Source organism: Pseudomonas wuhanensis (genome assembly GCF_030687395.1).
GTDB lineage: Bacteria > Pseudomonadota > Gammaproteobacteria > Pseudomonadales > Pseudomonadaceae > Aquipseudomonas > Aquipseudomonas wuhanensis.
On sequence record NZ_CP117430.1, the window covers coordinates 3027844 to 3046095 of the forward strand.

The window sequence follows — 18252 nt, forward strand, 5'->3', positions numbered from 1 at the left end:
TGTCAGGCTTGCCCGGAGGAAGCCGGATAGTCATTCACGCTGTGTGTTGATCCAATTTGTTCAAGGAAGAGAATGACATGATGCTGAAAACTGCGATCGTCGAGATTGGTAAGAAGTACAAGGTTTATACCGAGCATTATCTCAACGCCACCGCCGACAAGACCATTATTCTGGTCAATGGCTCGCTGGCAACGACCGCATCTTTTGCCCAAACGGTGCGCTACCTGCGGCCACGCTTCAACGTAGTCCTCTACGATCAGCCCTACGCCGGTCAATCGAAACAACACAACCAGCATGACCAACCGATCCGCAAGGAAGACGAGGCTGCAATCCTGTTGGAGTTGATCGAGCACTTTCGCGCACAGCATGTGATGTCCTTTTCCTGGGGCGGGGCGGCGACCTTGCTGGCGCTGGCGCAGCAGCCGCCACGAATCGAAAAGGCAGTGATCAGTTCATTCGCCGCGCGAATCAACACGCCGATGCGCGATTATCTGGAGAGCGGTCGACATTTCCTCCAGGCATGCGACCGGCGCAATGTCGGGCGCTTGATCAACAGCACTATTGGCAAACATCTTCCGTCGCTGTTCAAGCGTTTCAATGAGCGCCATGTCAGCAGCCTGGACGAACACGAATATCGGCAGATGCATTTTCACGTCAATGAGGTGCTGACCCAGGACACTCACTGCTACGTTTCCTGTGCCGATGCCATCGAAGTCCCGCTGCTGTTTATCAACGGCGAACGGGATGAGTACACCTCGGTGGAAGACGCCCGTCTTTTTGCCACTCACTCCCGTCACGCTCAGTTTCAGACCATCAAGAACGCCGGGCACTTCCTCGACATGGAACACCCGACGGCCTGGGCTGACACCCAGCAGGCCTTGCTGGGCTTTTTGCAGCCGGTCGCCAAAATACCGAGCCAGCCCCGTGATCTGACATTCAGTGGCAAAGCGTCCGTGATTCCGCCCCTTCAGTCAGCTAACTGGGTGCGGCTTTAACTGACGTAGCAACTCGATCTGATCTGCCGAGACCAGGGTGCGCAGGGCTTTATACAGCGCGCGGGTTTCAAGAAGGTTCCAGACCCGCAGCATGGTTTCCAGAGCATCCAATGGCTTGCTGATGAAGTCTTTGGCGCCCAAGGCCAGCGCGCGCAGTCGAGTATCGCGGGTGGCGTCGGCGGTGAGCACGAGAATCGGCAGGTATTCGCCAGCCGGGATGCGCCGGTTGAGTTGTTCCAGTACGGCAAAGCCGTCGAACTCCGGCATGTGCAGGTCGAGAATCACCAGGTCAGGCTCGAAGCTGTTGAACAGGTCCAGCGTTCGCAGCGGCTGGGTGCTGCTCAGTACGTTGGACAGCCCTTCGCGGACAAGCAACTGCTCCATCAAATCGAGGTTGGGCCGCTGGTCGTCGATGATCAGAATGCGCAGGTCGGTGTTCACACGGGCTCCGGTAAATGCTGGTCAAGATGGGCAAGGAATGAAGGGATGTGAATCGGCTTGGTCAGCACCGCTGTCGCACCCGCTTCCAGCAATGCCAGATGAGTGAGGTCGCTGGCATCGGCGGTGATCATCAGCACTGGAATGGCACGGGTGATGGAAGACTGGCGCAAGCGTTGCAGCACATTGAAACCATCCAGATCCGGCAGGGCCACGTCCAGCAGAATCAGCTGCGGCGCATGTTGACGGGCCAAATCCAGACCCATTTGCCCCTGCATGCTTGAGAGCAATTGGATGTGCGGTCGTCGTTGCAACAGGGTTTCGATCAGGGCCAGGCTCGAGAGATTGTCTTCGATGCACAGCACTTTGCCCTGATAATCGGGGGCGGTGAGGGCGGCCGTGATCGTTGGGTGGCTGATTCGTACAGCAGGTGGCTCGGTGACTGGCTGCAGGCGCACGAAGGGCAGTTCCAGGGTGAAACTGGAGCCTGCGCCGGGCTGGCTTTTGACGGTCAGGCTGCCGTTCATCATTTCCAGCAGACTCTTGCTCAAGGCCAGGCCCAGGCCGGTGCCTTCCACGTTCGGATCGGTCTCCAGGCGCTCGAACGGCTTGAACAGTTGCTCCAGTCGATCGGCCGCAATGCCCTTGCCGGTATCGCAGACCGATACGGCAATTCGCTGTTGAATAATCCTGACTTCGATGTGCACCTGGCCCTGGGGCCGGTTGTATTTGATCGCGTTGGATAACAAGTTCAGCAGCACCTGAACCAGGCGTTGCCGATCGGCGACGATCCCGCTGTCGGCGGCCAGCATCGGCAGTTCAACCAACTGAATGCCGGCGTCGCAGGCCATGGGGGAAACCAGCGTCAGAGCTTCTTGCAGCACCACCGCCAAGGGCACGGCTTCAACATTCAGCGGCAGGCGCCCGGCTTCGATCTTGGCAATGTCCAGCACTTCGTTGATCAGGGTCAGCAGGTGTTGTCCGGCCCGCAGGATGTGACCGATCTGCGCCCGCTGCCCTTTGGACGAGTCCATGTCCAGCAGTTGTGCGAAGCCAAGAATGGAGTTGAGCGGCGTACGCAGTTCGTGGCTCATGCGCGACAGGAATTCGCTTTTGGCGCGGCTGGCGCGTTCGGCTTCTTCGCGGGCGGTGCTCAGTGCTATCTCGGCCACCCGGCGATCGCTGATGTCGCGGGTGATCTTGGAAAATCCGCGCAGGGCGCCACTGCTGTCGTATTGCGCGGTAATTACTACGCTGGCCCAGAAGCGGCTGCCATCCTTGCGACAACGCCACGCCTCTTCCATGTAATGACCGTCGCGAGTGGCCTCGCGCAGCGCCATGTCGGGATGCTGCGGGCATTCTTGCGACAGATAAAACACCGAGAAATGCTGGCCGACGATCTCCTGTTCCGTGTAGCCCTTGATCCGTTCGGCGCCCGCATTCCAACTCGTGACGAAGCCCTGTGTGTCGAGGGCGAAAATACCGTAGTCCTTCACTCCGTCGATGATCAGGCGCAGGCGCTCTTCGTTATCGCGTAACGCCCGTTCACGTTCGGCCAATAACAGCCCGGCCTCGACCAGGCGAGTGCCCAACTGACCAATCTCATCGTTCTCTGGCGGTTGCGGTAACAACGGCTGACCGAGTGCCAGCCGTTGTGCGTTGCCCTGGACCTGTTTGACTCGGGCGACGATGCCTTTGGACAGAAACAACACCGCCACGATGGCGCCAAACAGCCCGCAGGCCGCGGCCAGCAAGGTAGAGAACAACAAACGCTGGCGAGTCGAGGCGGCCGCTGCGGTGCGCTCGGCCAGCAGCGTGTCTTCAAGGGTGCGCATGGCGCTGATGCGTTCACGCAATTCGTCGAGGATGTGCTTGTTATTGATCAGGATCGTGGTGATCGACTCGGGTGTGGCGCTGCGATCGTCGAGCAGTTCAACCAGGCCCTCGACCTTGGTATCGATCAGTGGCGTGATAACCGCCAGATGTTTGCGAACTCGCTCATCACGAACGTTGCTGTCGAGCCGGCGCAGGGCTGATTCGATCAAGGGCTTGGCTTGCCGATAACCCGGCAGGAAATCCTCGCGGCGCGTCAGCAGATAACCGCGCACACTGGCGGCAGCCTCGGCGAGCAGGGTGTGTACGGCCTGAATATCGCCTTGCACCAGCAGCACACGGCGTACGTCCTCTTCGGCGCGTGCGGTCTGGCGCTCGGTGATGTAGATCAGCACCAGCGAGAGCAACAGGATCACTAACGGCAGGGAAATCACCACCAGGGCTTTGCCACGTAACGGCAGATCGGCCCAGCGTCGGGCGCTTGATACTTTCATGACTGGGTCACCAGACCCAGGGCAATGCCACGGACGGCGGCCTGGGTTCGGTCGGCGGCGCCAAGTTTGCCGATGACCCGTTCCACGTGGGCTTTGGCCGTGCCTTTGGTGATGCCGAGGTTTTCGCCGATTTCACGGTTGCTGCAACCGCTGGCCACCAGCCCGAGGACCTGGCGTTCGCGGGCGGTCAAGGTTTCGGCTGGCGCGGCGCCACTGGCGTTGCGCTCGGTCATGCGTCGCAGCAGGCGGGCGCTGACCGCGCTATTGAGGGCTTCCTCACCCGCAGCGACGCGTTGCAGGGCGTTAATCACCTCATCACGGCTGGCGTCTTTGAGCAGGTAGCCCACGGCGCCGGCATTCATCGCCGCTTCCAGGTGATCCGGGCTGTCGTCCATGGTGAAGATCACCACTTTCAAGGCCGGCAGGCGCTGCTGAAGAATTCGAGCCGCGCCCAACCCGTTGAGCACCGGCATGCGAATGTCGAGGATGACGATATCGGGCAGCAGGCGCTCGCACGCGTCCACCGCTTCCTGGCCATCGCGGGCCTGGCCGACCACTTCGAATTGCGGATGGCCCGCCAGCAGCGCGACGAAGCCGGTTCGGGTGACTTCATGATCGTCCGCCAGAACCAGACGTAGAACTTCAGTCATTGAGCTGTTCCATTGAGGTCGGAGGGGACTGTGGCGCGCAGTTGTGTTCCGCCGTGCGCATGGCTGACGCAAGTGAAATCACCGCCCAGCAGGCTCGCGCGTTCCTGCATCGCGGCGAGCCCGAGGTGGCGGGCGCCGCAGGTGTCGAGTCGTTGCTCCATGGCAAAACCTTTGCCGTTATCGTCCACCTGTAGCGAGGCTTGCCCTTCGTGCAGTTCCAGCGTCAGGACGACGTGGCTGGCCTGCGCATGTTTGAGAACGTTGTTGATGCCTTCCTGGGCAATTCGGAACAGGGCTATTTCAACCTGACTGGGTAAGCGCGCTTCGCAACGCGTGCTCCAGTTCACTTTGATCCCGGCGTCGCGCAGGCGATCTGCTTCTTTGTCGACCGCCTTCAGCAAGCCAAAGTCGTCGAGTACCGTCGGGCGCAGGCCGCTGATCAGTTGCCGGCCTTCACCGACGCAGTGTTGGGCCAGTGCAAGAATCGTTTGTAAGTCCGCGCCGAGTTCCTCGGGCAGTGGCGGGCAGCGACCGGCAAAACCTTGCAGGCGCTGATGCAGCCCGGCGAGGGTTTGTGCCAAGCCGTCGTGCAGGTCGTAAGCCATGCGTTTGCGTTCGTCTTCCTGTGCCCTGAACAGTCGATGCACCAGATCGGACATAGTGCGTTCACGCGCGACCAGGGCATCCAGTAACCGCTGGTTTTCCAGGTGTGCGGCCAGCAATGTGGCGAGCAATTGCAGGGATTCGATGTCCTCGGTGTCCGGTGCACTGATGCTGACGCTGTTGGCCAGCACCAACGCACCGAAGGCCGCGCCATCGCCACCGCGCAAAGGCACCCGCAGCACATTAGGCAGGATCGCGCTCGGCTGCTCCTGCCATTGCGGAGTGCGCATCGCGGTATCGGCGAGGTGTTCGAGGCTGCGTAACCGATCACGGTTGCCGTGACTGGCGGTGGTCCTGACCTGCACATCCACGTCCCATTCCAGCAGTAGCGCGTGATCCATCGCGAGGAAGGCGCAAGCCCGTTGCAGCACGCGTTGGCGCATGGCTTCGGGGGCCAATTGCGTCAGTTCCTGGCCGGTATCCACCAGCAGTCGCAGCCGCGCCGCGCGACTTTGCGATTGTCGATACTGGGTGCGAATGGCCAGGGCGCTACGGGGGTCATGATCAGGGGGTTGCATGGGCGGGTTCCGGCGCAGGCACGCCCGTTCGGGCAGGGGCGTCATTAAACCTTGTTAACGGGGCAGGGCGCTATCTGCCGAATGGCATAGGCAAATGGCTCCGGTTGGCCGATGGCGGGCGGCGTTTCGAGCGGCACAGTGTGCTCATCGACCACCATTGGAATAGCGCAATGAAATTCAAGACCTCAACCATCGCCCTGTTGTTCGCCCTGACCGCCCCGTTGGCCCAAGCGTTAGAAGCAGTGCCTTACGTTTACAGCAGCGTGGCCGAACAGCCAGCTAACGTGAAGGATCGTGAAATTGCCGCATTGTTTGATCAATGGAATAGCGCGTTGAAGAGCGGCAATGTTCAGAGCGTGGTCGACCTGTACGCGCCGAACGCCGTGCTGCAGCCGACGGTTTCCAATAAGGTGCGCACCACCCCGGCGCAGATCAAGGACTACTTCGATCACTTCATGGCGCTCAAGCCGGTGGGGCAGATCAACTACCGTGAGATCCGCCCATTGGGCGCCAACGTGGCCATGGACAGCGGCGTCTACACCTTTTTCCTGACCGAAGCCGATGGCAAGACCCGTCAGGTGCAGGCGCGTTACACCTTTGTCTATGAACAAGTGGGCGGTCAGTGGAAGATTCTCAACCACCACTCTTCGGCGATGCCGCAAGCGCAGGTGCTGCACGCCGGGAAATAAACAGGTTTCGACGCCCGACTGACACAGCCCAATATCAGTCAGTTGAGCACAATCCCTGTGGGAGCGGGCTTGCCCGCGATAGCGGTGTATCAGTCAACATTGATATCGACTGACTCGCCCTCATCGCGGGCGAGCCCGCTCCCACAGGTTCCGTGCCTTAACTGACCGTGCGTTGTGCTCAGTTCAACGCCAAGTCGTCCACAGACTGCTGCCCGCGGGCCAGCGCCGTGCGTTGCAACTGGCTGGCGATCAGGGTGTTTTTCAGCAGATAGGCAATGGTCATCGGCCCGACGCCGCCGGGCACCGGGGTGATCGCACGGGCGACGGTGCGGGCGCTGGCGTAATTGACGTCGCCCACCAGACGGTTGCCAGACTCGCTGGCGATGCGGTTGATACCGACATCGATCACCACCGCGCCGGGCTTCAGCCAACTGGCGTCGATCAACTCTGGCCGGCCCACCGCCGCGACCACGATATCCGCCAACCGGCACAACGCCGGGGCATCGACGCTGCGCGAGTGCACCACGCTGACCGAACAGTTGGCCTGTAACAGCAAGGTCGCCATCGGTTTGCCGACAATGTTCGAACGGCCGATGACCACCGCGTGCAAGCCGCTCAAGTCATCACCGCAGGTCTCGCGCAGCAGGCGCATGCAGCCGCTGGGCGTGCACGGGGTCAGAACCTCGAAGCCTTGCACCAGCCCGCCGACGTTTTCCCGATGAAAACCGTCAACGTCCTTGATCGGGTCGATGGCATGAATCACCGCCTGCTCATTGATAGAGGCCGGCAGGGGTAGTTGCACAAGGATGCCGTTCACCGCGGGATCGGCATTGAGTTGTGCAATCAGTTCCAGTACCTGAGCCTGGCTGGCGGTTTCCGGCAGACGGTATTCAAGGGAGCGGATGCCGACTTCCTTGGCGCGCAGCAGTTTATTGCGCACATAAACGTGGCTGGCCGGGTCGTCGCCGACCAACAGGACCGCCAGGGCGGGGTAAATCTGTTGGCCGGCGAGTGCCAGAACTTCTTCCCGGACCTCGTCGAGGACCTTGGCAGAGATGGCTTTGCCGTCGATATCGCGGGCAAATGCAGGGGTGCTGCTGGTCAAAAGAGTCACCGTTGTCTTGATTGAATGGGGGTGAAGTGATCATCGCGACGTCTTTGCGCGCCGATGGTCCATCAGAGACATGCAGGCAAGGGGGCTCAGATTATCAGGTGAGGGCAAGTACGACAAAAGATCGCATTCGACAGCTACAGGGATCGCATCTGATCCTCCTTGCGGGTCAAGATCAGGCTCAACAGCACCGAAGTCAGAATGATTCCGCCAACAACGGCCAGCGACCATTCAATCGGCATGTGAAGCCACGGCATCAGCGTCATCTTCGCGCCAATGAACACCAGCACGATCGCCAAACCGTATTTGAGCAAGTGGAAGCGGTCAGCCATGTCGGCCAGCAGGAAGTACAGGGCACGCAGGCCCATGATCGCGAAGATGTTCGACGTGAACACAATGAACGGATCGGTGGTGATGGCGAAGATCGCCGGGATGCTGTCGACCGCAAATATCAGGTCGCTGGCCTCGATCAGCACCAGCACCATAAACATTGGCGTCGCCCAGCGCCGGCCGTTTTGCATCACAAAAAAACGCTCGCCATGAAGCCCGGCGGTGACGCGCAGATGGCCGTGTATCCAGCGCAATAAGGGGTTTTTATCGAGATCGGGCCGCTGATGGGCGAATACCAGCATCTTGATCCCGGTGATGATCAGGAACACGCCGAACACATACAGCAGCCATGCGAATTGCGACACCAGCCACACGCCGGCGAAAATCATCGCCCCACGCATCACGATTGCCCCGAGCACACCGTACAGCAACACTCGGCGCTGCAACTCTGGCGGTACGGCGAAGTAGCTGAAAATCATCACGAAGACGAACATGTTGTCGATCGACAGCGACTGCTCGATCAAATAGCCCGTGAGGAATTCGAGGGTTTTGCGTTGGGCGATCTCGGGCCCGAACTCACCATTCAAGTACCACCAGAGCAATCCCGCGAAGGTCAGCGTTAGCGCGCACCACGCAATCACCCAGCACGACGCCTCGCGCACCGATACCCGATGCGCCTTGCGCCCGCCGAAGACAAACAGATCCACGGCCAGCATGGCAAGAACGAAGACGATGAAGGCGAACCACATCCAGAGTTCACCGATGTTCAGGGGTTGCATGTCGTTCTCCCTGTCTGGACGTGTTCTGGAGCCGACAGAGTCATGCTAGCGGGGAGATTGCAGCGAAGAAAAATCGAATATTCTTTACCAATAATTCGTTATTTACGAAGTGTCGCTGATGGTTCTCCGAACACCACCGCAACACCGGCGATCAGACGGGCCGGGATTGAGCCTCTCAATGCATCTTGCTGTGATCCTGCATGCCGAGCGCCCGAGCTTCGGCGTCAACCTTGATCGTCTCTTTTTCGCCCTTGGCGTTTTCCACGGTCAGGGTCAGGGGCACTTTGTCGCCTTCCTTAACCTGGGCCGTCAAGTCCATCAGCATGATGTGATATCCATGGGGGTCGAAGCTTACCGGTTTGCCGGTCGGCAGCGCGACGGACTCGACCTGGCTCATGCTCATCACATCGTTTTTCATGCTGGATTGGTGAATTTGCACGGTGTTCGCGACCGGCGACTGCACGCTGAGCAGTTTGCTGTCGCTGTCGGCCTGCAGGGTCATGAAGGCGCCGGTTGAATGCTGGCCGGCCACCGTCGCACGAACCCAGGCGTCATTCACCTGGGTTTGAGCGGACACCTGCCAGGCCATGCCAATCAGGGAAAGGCCTAGAACCAGTTGTTTGATGCCCAGCTGTTTAATACGTGATGCGCAAATCGAAGTCATCAGCAGACCTCCATGACGGTGAGCAGGTCTTCTGCACACTCTTGAGCGGTAAGGGACGCGGACAGCCCCAGGCGCAAATTGCCTCGGGAGTCGAAAACGAAGCTGGTCGCGGTGTGGGAGAGGGTATAGGTCGAACCGCTCGGGATCTTTTCAAAGAACACACCGAACTCTTTGGCGGTGGCGGCGGTTTCTTCCAGCGTGCCGTGCAGCGCCTCGAAACTCGGATCGAAGGCCTTGACGTATTTGTCGAGCATTTCGGGTGTGTCGCGCTCGGGGTCCAGGGTGATGAAGATCACTTGCAGGCGTTCGCCATCGCGGCCCATCAGTTTTTTCGCCTGTGCCGCACGGGCCAGCGTCGTCGGGCAGACCGCCGGACATTGGGTGAAGCCGAAGAAGATCATCGGCATCAGGCCCCGATAGTTACCCAGCATCCGGTACTCGCCCTGGGCGTCCTTGAGTTTGAAGGTACGCCCCATGATCTTGTCGCTGAGGTCCTTGCCGTACTTGAACGACAGCTTGCTGCTGTCATCGCAGCCGGCGAGCAGGCCAAGGCTCAACAGGCTCATGCCATGCAGGACCGTGCGACGGGTATACAACGTACTCATGGAAAAAAGCATCCTGTGTAGCGACCGGGAATCTACAGTGGCTGATCAATCAGACGAAAAAAAGCGCACGGATGTTAACAAACTGTTGCCCTGTGGCGCTCAATCGATGGCCTGCCGGTATGCGCCAAAACGTCGCGGCCGTGGCAAATGCAATACGCCGTGCTGCTGAAGACGACGCTAGCCGAAACTTCGGTAAGTTAAGAAATTTGAGCGACGAAAATCCTGTGGGAGCGGGCTTGCTCGCGAAGACGGCAGCACAGTCACTATTGATGTCGCCTGACACGCCGCTTTCGCGAGCAAGTCGAATCGTCGCACCGCCGCTCCCACAGGGATTCGCGCCTAACTGACTGGCATTGCTCACGGGGCCTAAGCCCAAAGAGAACGTAGCCGTATGCACTTTTAAAGAGCCATGCCTGACAGCGTGCACCAGTGCGAAGCGGTTTCCTGAGCTATTCCTTCCTTCAGCTCCCACGTCCGCCCACCCGCTCGCGGGGGCCTGCATAGTTGACTCGCGCCTGATGAAACCCGCCTGGGCCGCAGTCTTTATCAAATCCCCCCATCGTTCAGTAGCCGGTTTTCCAGAACTGAGAAAGTCATACGCCGCGGACTGGCACAAAGGCTGCATTACCCCTTCAGCCTCATCTGAAAAAGAGGGGCAGCCCCGTCGATCAACGAAGATCGACCGGCCGAGCAGGTCGTGGGCAACATCGGTGGATCAGGCGAAGGCGCCAGGTCGAACACCGCGAAGAACAGGCAAAGACGCCTGGAACCGAGAGGTTTCAGGCGTTTTTTTTTGCTTTTTTAACCGTGATTGGCTTTGGCTGGGTGCTTACTATGAATTCCAATGTTGCCGCGTTGAACAAACTGCAAACACTGATCGTGATCGGCAATGGCATGGTCGGACATCATTGTGTCGAGCAGCTCATCGAGCGCGGCGCCCTCGACCATTACCGCCTGCATGTCTTCAGCGAAGAGCCGATGCGCGCCTACGACCGGGTGCATCTGTCGGAGTATTTCGGCGGTCGCGATGCCGAGTCGCTGGCCCTGGGCGAAGCCTCTCTCTATCAGACGCCAGGCGTAACCCTGCATCTGGGCGTGCCGGTGCTGGAAATCGACCGAGCTCGACGCCAGGTGATCACTGCACAAGGTTGCGTCGCTTACGACAAACTGGTTCTGGCCACCGGTTCTTATCCGTTTGTGCCGCCTATTGAAGGTGCAGAAGGCGACTCGCGCCTGGTCTATCGCACCCTTGAAGACCTCGACGCGATTCGTACCGCGGCAGCCAATGCCAAGCGTGGCGTAGTAGTCGGTGGTGGCCTGCTCGGTCTGGAAGCCGCCAACGCCCTGAAAAGCCTCGGCCTGGAAGCCCATGTGGTGGAATTCGCCCCGCGCCTGATGCCGGTGCAGCTGGACGAGCAGGGTGGCTTGGCGCTGAAGGCGCAAATCGAGCGACTTGGCGTTGGCGTGCACCTGTCCCGTGGCACGCAGTCGATCAGCGCCGGCGAGCAGTACCGCTACCGGATGAATTTTGCCAATGAAGAATTCCTCGAAGCCGACCTGATCGTGTTCTCCGCCGGCATCCGCCCGCAGGATGCGCTGGCCCGCCAATGCGCGCTGGACATCGGGCCGCGTGGCGGCGTGGTGATTGACGATCAGTGCCTGACCAGCGATCCGAACATCTACGCCATCGGCGAGTGCGCTGCCTGGAATGGCAGCCTCTTCGGTCTGGTCGCCCCCGGCTATCAAATGGCCCGTGGCGTCGCGACGCTGCTGTGCAATCAAGTGGCGGAGCCGTTTCAGGGCGCCGACATGTCGACCAAGCTCAAACTGCTTGGCGTCGATGTCGGCTCCATCGGCGATGCTCACGCCCAAACGCCGGGTGCGCGCAGTTATCAGTTCATCGATGAAGCCACGGCCAGCTACCGTCGTCTGGTGGTAGATGCCGACAGCAAGCGCGTGCTCGGCGCGGTGTTGGTTGGCGACAACAGCTATTACGACACCCTGCTGCAATACATGCAGAACGGCATTGCCTTGCCGTCGGAACCGGCCAGCCTGATTCTGCCATCGTCCACCGGCGCGCCAACCCTGGGCCCAGGCGCGTTGCCTGAGTCGGCAACGGTGTGTTCTTGCCATAACGTCACCAAGGGTTCGATCTGCTCGGCCATCGACGGCGGCTGCACCGACCTGGGCCTGCTTAAGTCGCAGACCAAGGCTTGCACCGGTTGCGGCGGTTGCGCGGGGCTGCTCAAGCAAGTGTTCGAGCATGAACTGATTGCTCGTGGCGTCAGTGTCGACAAGAGCTTGTGCGAACACTTCGCCTACACCCGTCAGGAGCTTTATGCACTGGTGCGAGTAGAAGGGGTGATCACTTTCGAAGAACTGCTGGCCAAACACGGTCGTGGGCACACCGGTTGCGATGTGTGCAAACCGGCGGTGGGCTCGATCCTCGCCTCGTGCTGGAATCAGCCGATCATGGACGCCTCGCTGGTGCCGTTACAGGACACCAACGACACCTTCATGGCCAACATGCAGAAAAACGGCACCTATTCGGTGGTGCCGCGCATCGCCGGGGGTGAGATCACGGCCGACAAGTTGATCGCGATCGGCGTGGTGGCGAAGAAATACGACCTCTACACCAAAATCACCGGCGGCCAGCGGATCGACCTGTTCGGCGCGCAGTTGCATCAGTTGCCGGACATCTGGTCCGAGCTGATTGAGGCCGGTTTCGAAACCGGCCACGCCTACGGCAAATCGACCCGCACGGTGAAGTCTTGCGTGGGCAGCACCTGGTGCCGTTACGGCGTGCAGGACAGCGTCAAAATGGCCCTGACCCTCGAGGATCGCTACAAGGGCCTGCGCTCGCCACACAAGCTCAAATTCGCGGTCTCCGGTTGCACCCGTGAATGTGCCGAGGCACAAAGCAAGGACGTTGGCGTGATCGCCACCGAGAACGGCTGGAACCTCTATGTGGCCGGTAACGGCGGCATGCGCCCACGCCACGCCGAGCTGTTCGCCACCGATCTGGACGATGAAACCCTGATCCGTTACATCGACCGGTTCCTGATGTTCTACATCCGCACCGCCGACAAATTGCAGCGCACCTCGGTCTGGCGCGAAAGCCTGGAGGGCGGCCTGGATTACCTCAAGGACGTGATCATCAACGACAGCCTGGGGCTTGGCGCAGAACTTGAATCGCAGATGCAACTGGTGGTCAACCGCTACGAATGCGAATGGGCCAACGCCCTCAAGGATCCGGAAAAACTCAAGCGCTTCCGCACCTTCGTCAACGATCAACGCCCGGACCCGGACATCCACTTTGTTCAGGAACGCGGTCAACGCCGGCCGATCATGGCCGCCGAACTCAACCTTATCCCTGTCACCGAGGAGAATGCCTGATGAGCCAGTCCACTACCCAGCGTGTCGAAGCCCCTGAAATCGCGGCCAATGCTCAGGCCTGGCAGGCGGTGTGCAGTCAGCAGGATCTGGTCAGCAACTCCGGCGTCGTCGTCTGGCTCGACGGTGCGCAGGTGGCGCTGTTCTACCTGCCGCAGGCCGAGGGTCGCACCCTCTACGCCATCGACAACCATGATCCGCAATCCGGCGCGAACGTCATCGGTCGCGGACTGATCGGCAGCCTCAAGGGCGATCTGGTGGTGGCGTCGCCGATCTACAAGCAGCATTTCCGTCTTGAGGACGGCAGTTGCCTGGAGTACCCGGAACAGCGCCTGCGGGTCTGGCCGGTGCGCCTGAACGCCGGCGTCGTGGAAGTCGCGGCGGCTTGATTGCTGCCCTGAACCGTATCGGAGAACGTTGATGAAGACAGCCGCACAGTTGCTCAAACTGAAAATCGTACAAAACCAGCAGGTGCACAGCATCGCACCGGACCAGATGGTTCTCGATGCCCTGAAAATGATGGCCGAGAAAAACGTCGGCGCGTTGCCCGTCATTGAAGACGGGCAGGTGGTCGGCGTGATCAGCGAGCGCGACTATGCGCGCAAGGTGGTGCTACAGGGCCGTTCTTCAGTCGGTACGCCAGTGCGCGAGATCATGAGCGCGCCGGTGGTGACCGTCGACAGTCAGCAGAGCATCGAGCGCTGCATGGCGGTCATGACCGACAGTCATTTGCGCCATCTGCCCGTACTGGAGAGCGGCGAACTGATCGGTCTGTTGTCGATTGGCGATCTGGTCAAGGAAGCCATCGTCGAGCAGGCGGATTTGATTCGCCAGCTTGAGCACTACATTCGCGGGCATTGAGCCCGCGTATACCGCAGGTCGCAAAAAACGGTTTGAGTGGAAAAAAGCTTAAGTAACCGGTTGGAACAGTCGATAACCCCAACAGTTGACCATGCAAATGCCGCCAAGGGGATTCATCGAGTGTCCATAAAATTACGTTTGATCTTGTTGATCGGCACCAGTTTGCTCACGGCCCTGATCGTGAGCCTGGTCAGTTATCTGGGGAATATCCGGATGGCTGAAGCGGTGAGTGACAACGAGGTCAGCATGACCGCGCTGCGCAACCACCTCGAAGCCGACATGATGCATGATGCGCTGCGCGCGGATGTGCTGTCGGCGATGCTGGTCGGGTTGGGCAAAAGCACCAGCAGCAAGGCCGAGGTCCGTAGCTCCATCGATGAACATGCGGCGCATTTCCGTGAAGTGCTCGGTGATAACCTCAAGCTGCCGGTCAACGACACCCTCAAGGCAGCACTGGACAAGATCAAGCCCAGCCTTGATACGTACATCAGTGCCGCCGAACGCATTGTCGGGCTGGCGCTGGAAAACCCGGATACCGCACAGCAGCAACTCGGCACGTTCAATACCGCGTTCAGCCAGCTGGAAGACCAGATGGGCGCTCTCAGCGAGCTGATCGAAACCAACACTCAACAGACCAGCGCAGGCACTCAACAAGCCATCAGCAGTGCCAACTTCACCCTCGGCACCGTCCTCATCGCCAGTTTGTTACTGCTGCTCGCCCAAGGACGCTGGGTCATCCTGAGCATCATGGGGCCGTTGCAGATCGCCAGTCGCATTGCCGAGAGCATCGCCCATGGCAACTTGAGCGAACCTATTGTCGAACCCACCCGCATGGACGAAGCCAGCAACTTGATTCGCAGCCTGGCGATCATGCAGCGCGATCTGCGCGGCATGATCGAGGTGGTTCGCAGCAACGCCCATGGCGTCAGTGGCATGAGCCAGCAATTGAGCAGCGGCTGCCATCAGGTCGCGGGCAGCAGCCAGCAACAAAGCGTCGCCGCCAGCACCATGGCCGCAGCCGCCAGTGAGATGACCGCGAGCATCGAGGAAATCACCCGGCATGCCGAGCGCGCACTGGACATGGCCAACCAGGCCGAGGAACTGGCCAAGGACGGCGGTCGCGTGATCCATCAGGTGGTCAGCGACATGGACGGTATTGCGCGTTCGGCGCAGCAGTCGGCCCAGGTGATCCGCACCCTGGACAAAGAGTCTGAGGGGATTTTCAGCATCATTCAGGTGATCAAGGGCATCGCCGATCAAACCAACCTGCTGGCGCTTAACGCCGCCATCGAGGCCGCCCGCGCCGGTGAACAGGGCCGTGGTTTTGCCGTGGTGGCCGATGAGGTGCGCAGCCTGGCGGGCCGTACCAGCGCCTCCACCCAGGAAATCGCCGCCATGGTCGCGCGCATCCAGCAAAGTACCCGCGAGGCGGTCACCAGCATGGAAGCGGGCGTTGCACAGGTCGACAAAGGCATGGCGGTGACCGCCGATGTCGAGCGTGCCATCCGCGAAATCCTCCAGGCCACCCTCAACACCACTGAGTTGGTCAATGACATCAGCCGCACGATCGGTGAACAGAGCCTGGCCAGTAACGAAATCGCCCATCAGGTGGAAATGATTGCCGGCATGTCCGAAGGCAACAGCAAAGTCATCAACCAGACCGCCTCGACCACCGATGAGCTGTCCACCTTGGCGGGCCAGCTTTCGCAATCGGTGGATCGGTTTCGCCTTTGAAGCATTGGCTGGCCCTGTTCCTTGGGGCCAGTCAGCTCATCCAGTTGCCGCCATCGACGTTGTAAGTCTGCGCCACGATGTACTCGCTCTCGGCCGATGCCAAAAAAATCGCCATACCGACAAGATCATCTGCCGTGCCCAGGCGTCCGTAGGGTACTTCCTGACCCGCCAGCCTTTTCTTTTCCCCGAGCGGCCGGTTCTCATATTTGGCGAACAGCGCATCGACGCCATCCCAATGCTCGCCGTCCACCACGCCCGGCGCGATGGCGTTCACGTTGATGTTATGGGGAATGAGATTGAGACCGGCCGATTGCGTGAGGCTTATCACTGCGGCTTTGGTCGCGCAATACACCGCGACGAGCGCTTCACCGCGCCGACCGGCCTGACTGGCCATGTTGATGATCTTGCCGCCGTGGCCCTGGCGGATCATCTGTCTGGCCGCGGCCTGTAGCGTGAACAGAGTCCCGGACACGTTGATCGAGAACAGACGTTCGTAGCTGTCGCGAGAAATCTCCGCAATCGGCGCGAGATCAAACAGTGCCGCGTTGTTGATCAGGATATCGAGCTTGCCTGTGGTAGCGATGACCGCTGCGATAGCGCCTTCGATTGATTGCTGATCAGTCACGTCCATCTCGACCGCATAAGCATTCGGCCCCAGCTCGGCCGCGGTGGCTTGCGCCCGTTCCAGGTTGATGTCTGCAATCGCGACCGTAGCGCCTTCGCGGATATAGGCCTGCGCGAACGTTCTCCCGATGCCTCTGGCAGAACCGGTGATAAGGGCGCTTTTGCCTTCTAAACGTTTCATTGTTCCCATCCATTCATAAGAGCTATAGAGACGCCCCGTTGAGGGCATTAAAAGCGGTCGTCCGTCTGCAAAGAACCCAGTGGGAGCGGGCTTGCCCGCGAAGACGGCGTGTCAGACGACATCAATGTTGAATGTGCCGGCCTCTTCGCGGGCAAGCCCGCTCCCACAGTGATTGCGTCAAGTCGTTGCTACTTGGGATAACCAGCACGCTTCATCTCGCGTTCGGTGGTTTGCTGGGCCGAGGCCAGAGCCTGTTCCACCGGCATCTGCCCGGTAAGCGCCGCAGACATCAGCTTGCCGACCGACGTGCCGATGGCCTGGAACTCAGGAATGGTCACGTACTGAATACCGACGTAAGGCACGAGTTGGACTGACGGGTGCGCAGGGTCGGCGTGCTGCATCATTTTCAGCGTGACACTGGCGAAGGGCGCGGCCTGCAAGTAGGCATCGCTATAGGTGGACATCCGCGTGCCTGGCGGTACGTTGGTGATGCCATCCTTCTCGGCGACCAATTGGATGTACTCCTTGGAGGTCGCCCACGTCACAAAGGCTTTGGCGGCCTCCTTGTGTTTGGACGTCGCCGGGATGGCCAGCGACCAGGCATAGAGCCAGGACGAGCCCTTATCGGTGACTTGTGTGGGTGCTGCGACGAAACCGACATTGTCAGCCACTTTGCTTTGGGTTTTGTCGGTGATGAAAGAGCCGGCGACGCTGGCATCGACCCAAATCGCGCATTTGCCGCTGTTGAACAGCGCCAGCGTCTCGTTGAAACCATTGCTCGAAACCCCCGGCGGGCCGTACTGCTTGAGGGTGTTGACGTAGAAGTTGGCGGCGGCGGTCCATTGCGGCCCGGTGAGTTGCGGCTGCCACTGCTCGTTGAACCAGCGTGCACCGAAGGCGTTGGACATGGTGGTCAGCAGGGCCATGTTTTCACCCCAACCGGCCTTGCCGCGCAGGCACATTCCATACTGCTCTTTATCCGGCTGATGCAGCTTGCCGGCGAACTCGCCGAGCTGCGTCCAGGTCGGGTGCGCGGGCATCGTCAGGCCGGCGTCCTTGAACAGGTCGGTACGGTAATAGGTGATGGTGCTTTCGCCATAAAACGGCAGGGCGTAGAGGGTGTCGTTGACCGACAGTCCCTGACGAACCGAGGGGAAAATATCCTCGAGGTCATAGCTGGCGGGCAGGTCTTTTATCGGTTCCAGCCAATGCTTGGCGCCCCACAGCGGCGTTTCGTAAGTACCGATGGTGAGCACGTCGAATTGACCGCCCTGAGTGGCAATGTCAGTGGTCAGGCGCTGACGCAACACGTTCTCTTCGAGTACCACCCAGTTGAGCTTCACGTCAGGGTGCAGCTGTTCGAATGTTTTGGACAGCCGCTGCATGCGGATCATGTCGCTGTTGTTCACGGTGGCGATGGTCACCGTTTCGGCAGCCTGGCAGAGCAGGGCAGAGGACAGGCCGGCGGACAGAAAAAACGCGCTTGGAATGATCTTCATCGTGTTCTCCGCTCTGCGCCTTGGGCGGCAGAGGCTCTTATTGTTGTTGTAATCCACGGTGCGAGTCATTGCAGCAACGGGATGACCACAGGATTACAGCAACCCAAGCGGTGAACAAATGAACGGCATACGTGCCACTGATACTTTTTTAACCACGCAGGAGCATGGAAAAAAGTATCAGTGGCCGCCAT

General features: G+C 59.9%; 16 protein-coding genes and 1 pseudogene. 7 read left to right on the top strand and 10 right to left on the bottom strand.

The window, feature by feature from the left end; genetic code table 11:
• Positions 1-77: 77 nt before the first annotated feature.
• The gene (locus PSH88_RS13935; RefSeq protein WP_305426830.1) at positions 78-995 is read left to right on the top strand and encodes an alpha/beta fold hydrolase; all 918 of its coding nucleotides are present in this window, start codon (positions 78-80) and stop codon (positions 993-995) included.
• Here PSH88_RS13935 and PSH88_RS13940 read toward each other — a convergent pair.
• Genes PSH88_RS13940 through PSH88_RS13955 form a run of 4 tightly spaced genes read right to left on the bottom strand, consistent with a single transcriptional unit; the run spans position 972 to position 5591 of the window.
• The gene (locus PSH88_RS13940) at positions 972-1436 is read right to left on the bottom strand and encodes a response regulator (protein ID WP_305426831.1); all 465 of its coding nucleotides are present in this window, start codon (positions 1434-1436) and stop codon (positions 972-974) included. The two genes, PSH88_RS13935 and PSH88_RS13940, sit on opposite strands and share 24 nt — an antisense overlap.
• On the bottom strand, positions 1433-3760 hold the full coding sequence (locus tag PSH88_RS13945) for an ATP-binding protein (RefSeq protein ID WP_305426832.1): 2328 nt from the start codon (positions 3758-3760) through the stop codon (positions 1433-1435). The genes PSH88_RS13940 and PSH88_RS13945 overlap by 4 nt, the downstream gene beginning before the upstream one ends.
• On the bottom strand, positions 3757-4410 hold the full coding sequence (locus PSH88_RS13950) for a response regulator (RefSeq protein WP_305426833.1): 654 nt from the start codon (positions 4408-4410) through the stop codon (positions 3757-3759). The genes PSH88_RS13945 and PSH88_RS13950 overlap by 4 nt, the downstream gene beginning before the upstream one ends.
• Positions 4407-5591 carry a sensor histidine kinase gene (locus tag PSH88_RS13955; RefSeq protein WP_305426834.1) on the bottom strand — a complete coding sequence of 395 codons (1185 nt, stop codon included), beginning with the start codon at positions 5589-5591 and terminating at the stop codon, positions 4407-4409. The genes PSH88_RS13950 and PSH88_RS13955 overlap by 4 nt, the downstream gene beginning before the upstream one ends.
• A 170-nt stretch (positions 5592-5761) precedes the next feature.
• Between PSH88_RS13955 and PSH88_RS13960 the strand changes: the two genes are divergently transcribed.
• Positions 5762-6280 carry an SgcJ/EcaC family oxidoreductase gene (locus PSH88_RS13960; protein ID WP_305426835.1) on the top strand — a complete coding sequence of 173 codons (519 nt, stop codon included), beginning with the start codon at positions 5762-5764 and terminating at the stop codon, positions 6278-6280.
• A 178-nt stretch (positions 6281-6458) separates the two neighbouring features.
• On the opposite strand, the gene PSH88_RS13965 is transcribed toward PSH88_RS13960, so the two are convergent.
• From PSH88_RS13965 to PSH88_RS13980, 4 genes are all read right to left on the bottom strand, one after another.
• Positions 6459-7385, bottom strand: a complete 927-nt coding sequence (locus tag PSH88_RS13965; RefSeq protein WP_305426836.1) for a bifunctional 5,10-methylenetetrahydrofolate dehydrogenase/5,10-methenyltetrahydrofolate cyclohydrolase — start codon at positions 7383-7385, stop codon at positions 6459-6461.
• Positions 7386-7528: 143 nt separating this feature from the next.
• On the bottom strand, positions 7529-8500 hold the full coding sequence (locus tag PSH88_RS13970; protein ID WP_305426837.1) for a TerC family protein: 972 nt from the start codon (positions 8498-8500) through the stop codon (positions 7529-7531).
• 175 nt (positions 8501-8675) lie between these two features.
• Positions 8676-9164, bottom strand: a complete 489-nt coding sequence (locus PSH88_RS13975; protein WP_305426838.1) for a copper chaperone PCu(A)C — start codon at positions 9162-9164, stop codon at positions 8676-8678.
• Positions 9164-9769 (bottom strand): SCO family protein, encoded by a 606-nt coding sequence (locus PSH88_RS13980; RefSeq protein WP_305426839.1) that lies wholly within the window; start codon positions 9767-9769, stop codon positions 9164-9166. Before PSH88_RS13980 ends, PSH88_RS13975 begins: the two co-directional genes overlap by 1 nt.
• Before the next feature lie 834 nt (positions 9770-10603).
• On the opposite strand from PSH88_RS13980, the gene nirB reads away from it, so the two are divergent.
• From nirB to PSH88_RS14000, 5 genes and pseudogenes are all read left to right on the top strand, one after another.
• On the top strand, positions 10604-13165 hold the full coding sequence (gene nirB, locus PSH88_RS13985; RefSeq protein ID WP_305426840.1) for a nitrite reductase large subunit NirB: 2562 nt from the start codon (positions 10604-10606) through the stop codon (positions 13163-13165).
• Positions 13165-13551, top strand: coding sequence for a nitrite reductase small subunit NirD (gene nirD, locus PSH88_RS13990; RefSeq protein ID WP_305426841.1), 387 nt, complete (start codon positions 13165-13167; stop codon positions 13549-13551). The genes nirB and nirD overlap by 1 nt, the downstream gene beginning before the upstream one ends.
• Before the next feature lie 31 nt (positions 13552-13582).
• Positions 13583-14023, top strand: a complete 441-nt coding sequence (locus PSH88_RS13995) for a CBS domain-containing protein (RefSeq protein WP_305426842.1) — start codon at positions 13583-13585, stop codon at positions 14021-14023.
• Between the two features lie 180 nt (positions 14024-14203).
• Positions 14204-14617, top strand: a pseudogene (locus tag PSH88_RS30470) (methyl-accepting chemotaxis protein); the annotation flags it as partial.
• Complete coding sequence (locus PSH88_RS14000) at positions 14615-15757, top strand: methyl-accepting chemotaxis protein (protein WP_431312683.1); 1143 nt, start codon at positions 14615-14617, stop codon at positions 15755-15757. The pseudogene PSH88_RS30470 and the gene PSH88_RS14000, both read left to right, overlap by 3 nt.
• Positions 15758-15788: 31 nt before the next feature.
• Here the strand turns inward: PSH88_RS14000 and PSH88_RS14005 are convergent, their stop codons facing one another.
• On the bottom strand, positions 15789-16562 hold the full coding sequence (locus PSH88_RS14005; protein WP_305426844.1) for an L-iditol 2-dehydrogenase: 774 nt from the start codon (positions 16560-16562) through the stop codon (positions 15789-15791).
• A 188-nt stretch (positions 16563-16750) separates the two neighbouring features.
• Positions 16751-18061: an ABC transporter substrate-binding protein gene (locus tag PSH88_RS14010; RefSeq protein ID WP_305426845.1), complete on the bottom strand. Its 1311-nt coding sequence runs from the start codon at positions 18059-18061 to the stop codon at positions 16751-16753.
• Positions 18062-18252: the final 191 nt, after the last annotated feature.

What these genes read in the sequence shown, in the direction of transcription:
- PSH88_RS13935 (WP_305426830.1), top strand. Translation starts at nt 78, where the DNA reads ATGATGCTGAAAACTGCGATCGTCGAGATTGGTAAGAAGTACAAGGTT.
- PSH88_RS13945 (WP_305426832.1), bottom strand. Translation starts at nt 3,760, where the DNA reads ATGAAAGTATCAAGCGCCCGACGCTGGGCCGATCTGCCGTTACGTGGC.
- PSH88_RS13950 (WP_305426833.1), bottom strand. Translation starts at nt 4,410, where the DNA reads ATGACTGAAGTTCTACGTCTGGTTCTGGCGGACGATCATGAAGTCACC.
- PSH88_RS13955 (WP_305426834.1), bottom strand. Translation starts at nt 5,591, where the DNA reads ATGCAACCCCCTGATCATGACCCCCGTAGCGCCCTGGCCATTCGCACC.
- PSH88_RS13960 (WP_305426835.1), top strand. Translation starts at nt 5,762, where the DNA reads ATGAAATTCAAGACCTCAACCATCGCCCTGTTGTTCGCCCTGACCGCC.
- PSH88_RS13970 (WP_305426837.1), bottom strand. Translation starts at nt 8,500, where the DNA reads ATGCAACCCCTGAACATCGGTGAACTCTGGATGTGGTTCGCCTTCATC.
- PSH88_RS13975 (WP_305426838.1), bottom strand. Translation starts at nt 9,164, where the DNA reads ATGACTTCGATTTGCGCATCACGTATTAAACAGCTGGGCATCAAACAA.
- PSH88_RS13980 (WP_305426839.1), bottom strand. Translation starts at nt 9,769, where the DNA reads ATGAGTACGTTGTATACCCGTCGCACGGTCCTGCATGGCATGAGCCTG.
- nirB (WP_305426840.1), top strand. Translation starts at nt 10,604, where the DNA reads ATGAATTCCAATGTTGCCGCGTTGAACAAACTGCAAACACTGATCGTG.
- nirD (WP_305426841.1), top strand. Translation starts at nt 13,165, where the DNA reads ATGAGCCAGTCCACTACCCAGCGTGTCGAAGCCCCTGAAATCGCGGCC.
- PSH88_RS13995 (WP_305426842.1), top strand. Translation starts at nt 13,583, where the DNA reads ATGAAGACAGCCGCACAGTTGCTCAAACTGAAAATCGTACAAAACCAG.
- PSH88_RS14000 (WP_431312683.1), top strand. Translation starts at nt 14,615, where the DNA reads ATGGGCGCTCTCAGCGAGCTGATCGAAACCAACACTCAACAGACCAGC.
- PSH88_RS14005 (WP_305426844.1), bottom strand. Translation starts at nt 16,562, where the DNA reads ATGAAACGTTTAGAAGGCAAAAGCGCCCTTATCACCGGTTCTGCCAGA.
- PSH88_RS14010 (WP_305426845.1), bottom strand. Translation starts at nt 18,061, where the DNA reads ATGAAGATCATTCCAAGCGCGTTTTTTCTGTCCGCCGGCCTGTCCTCT.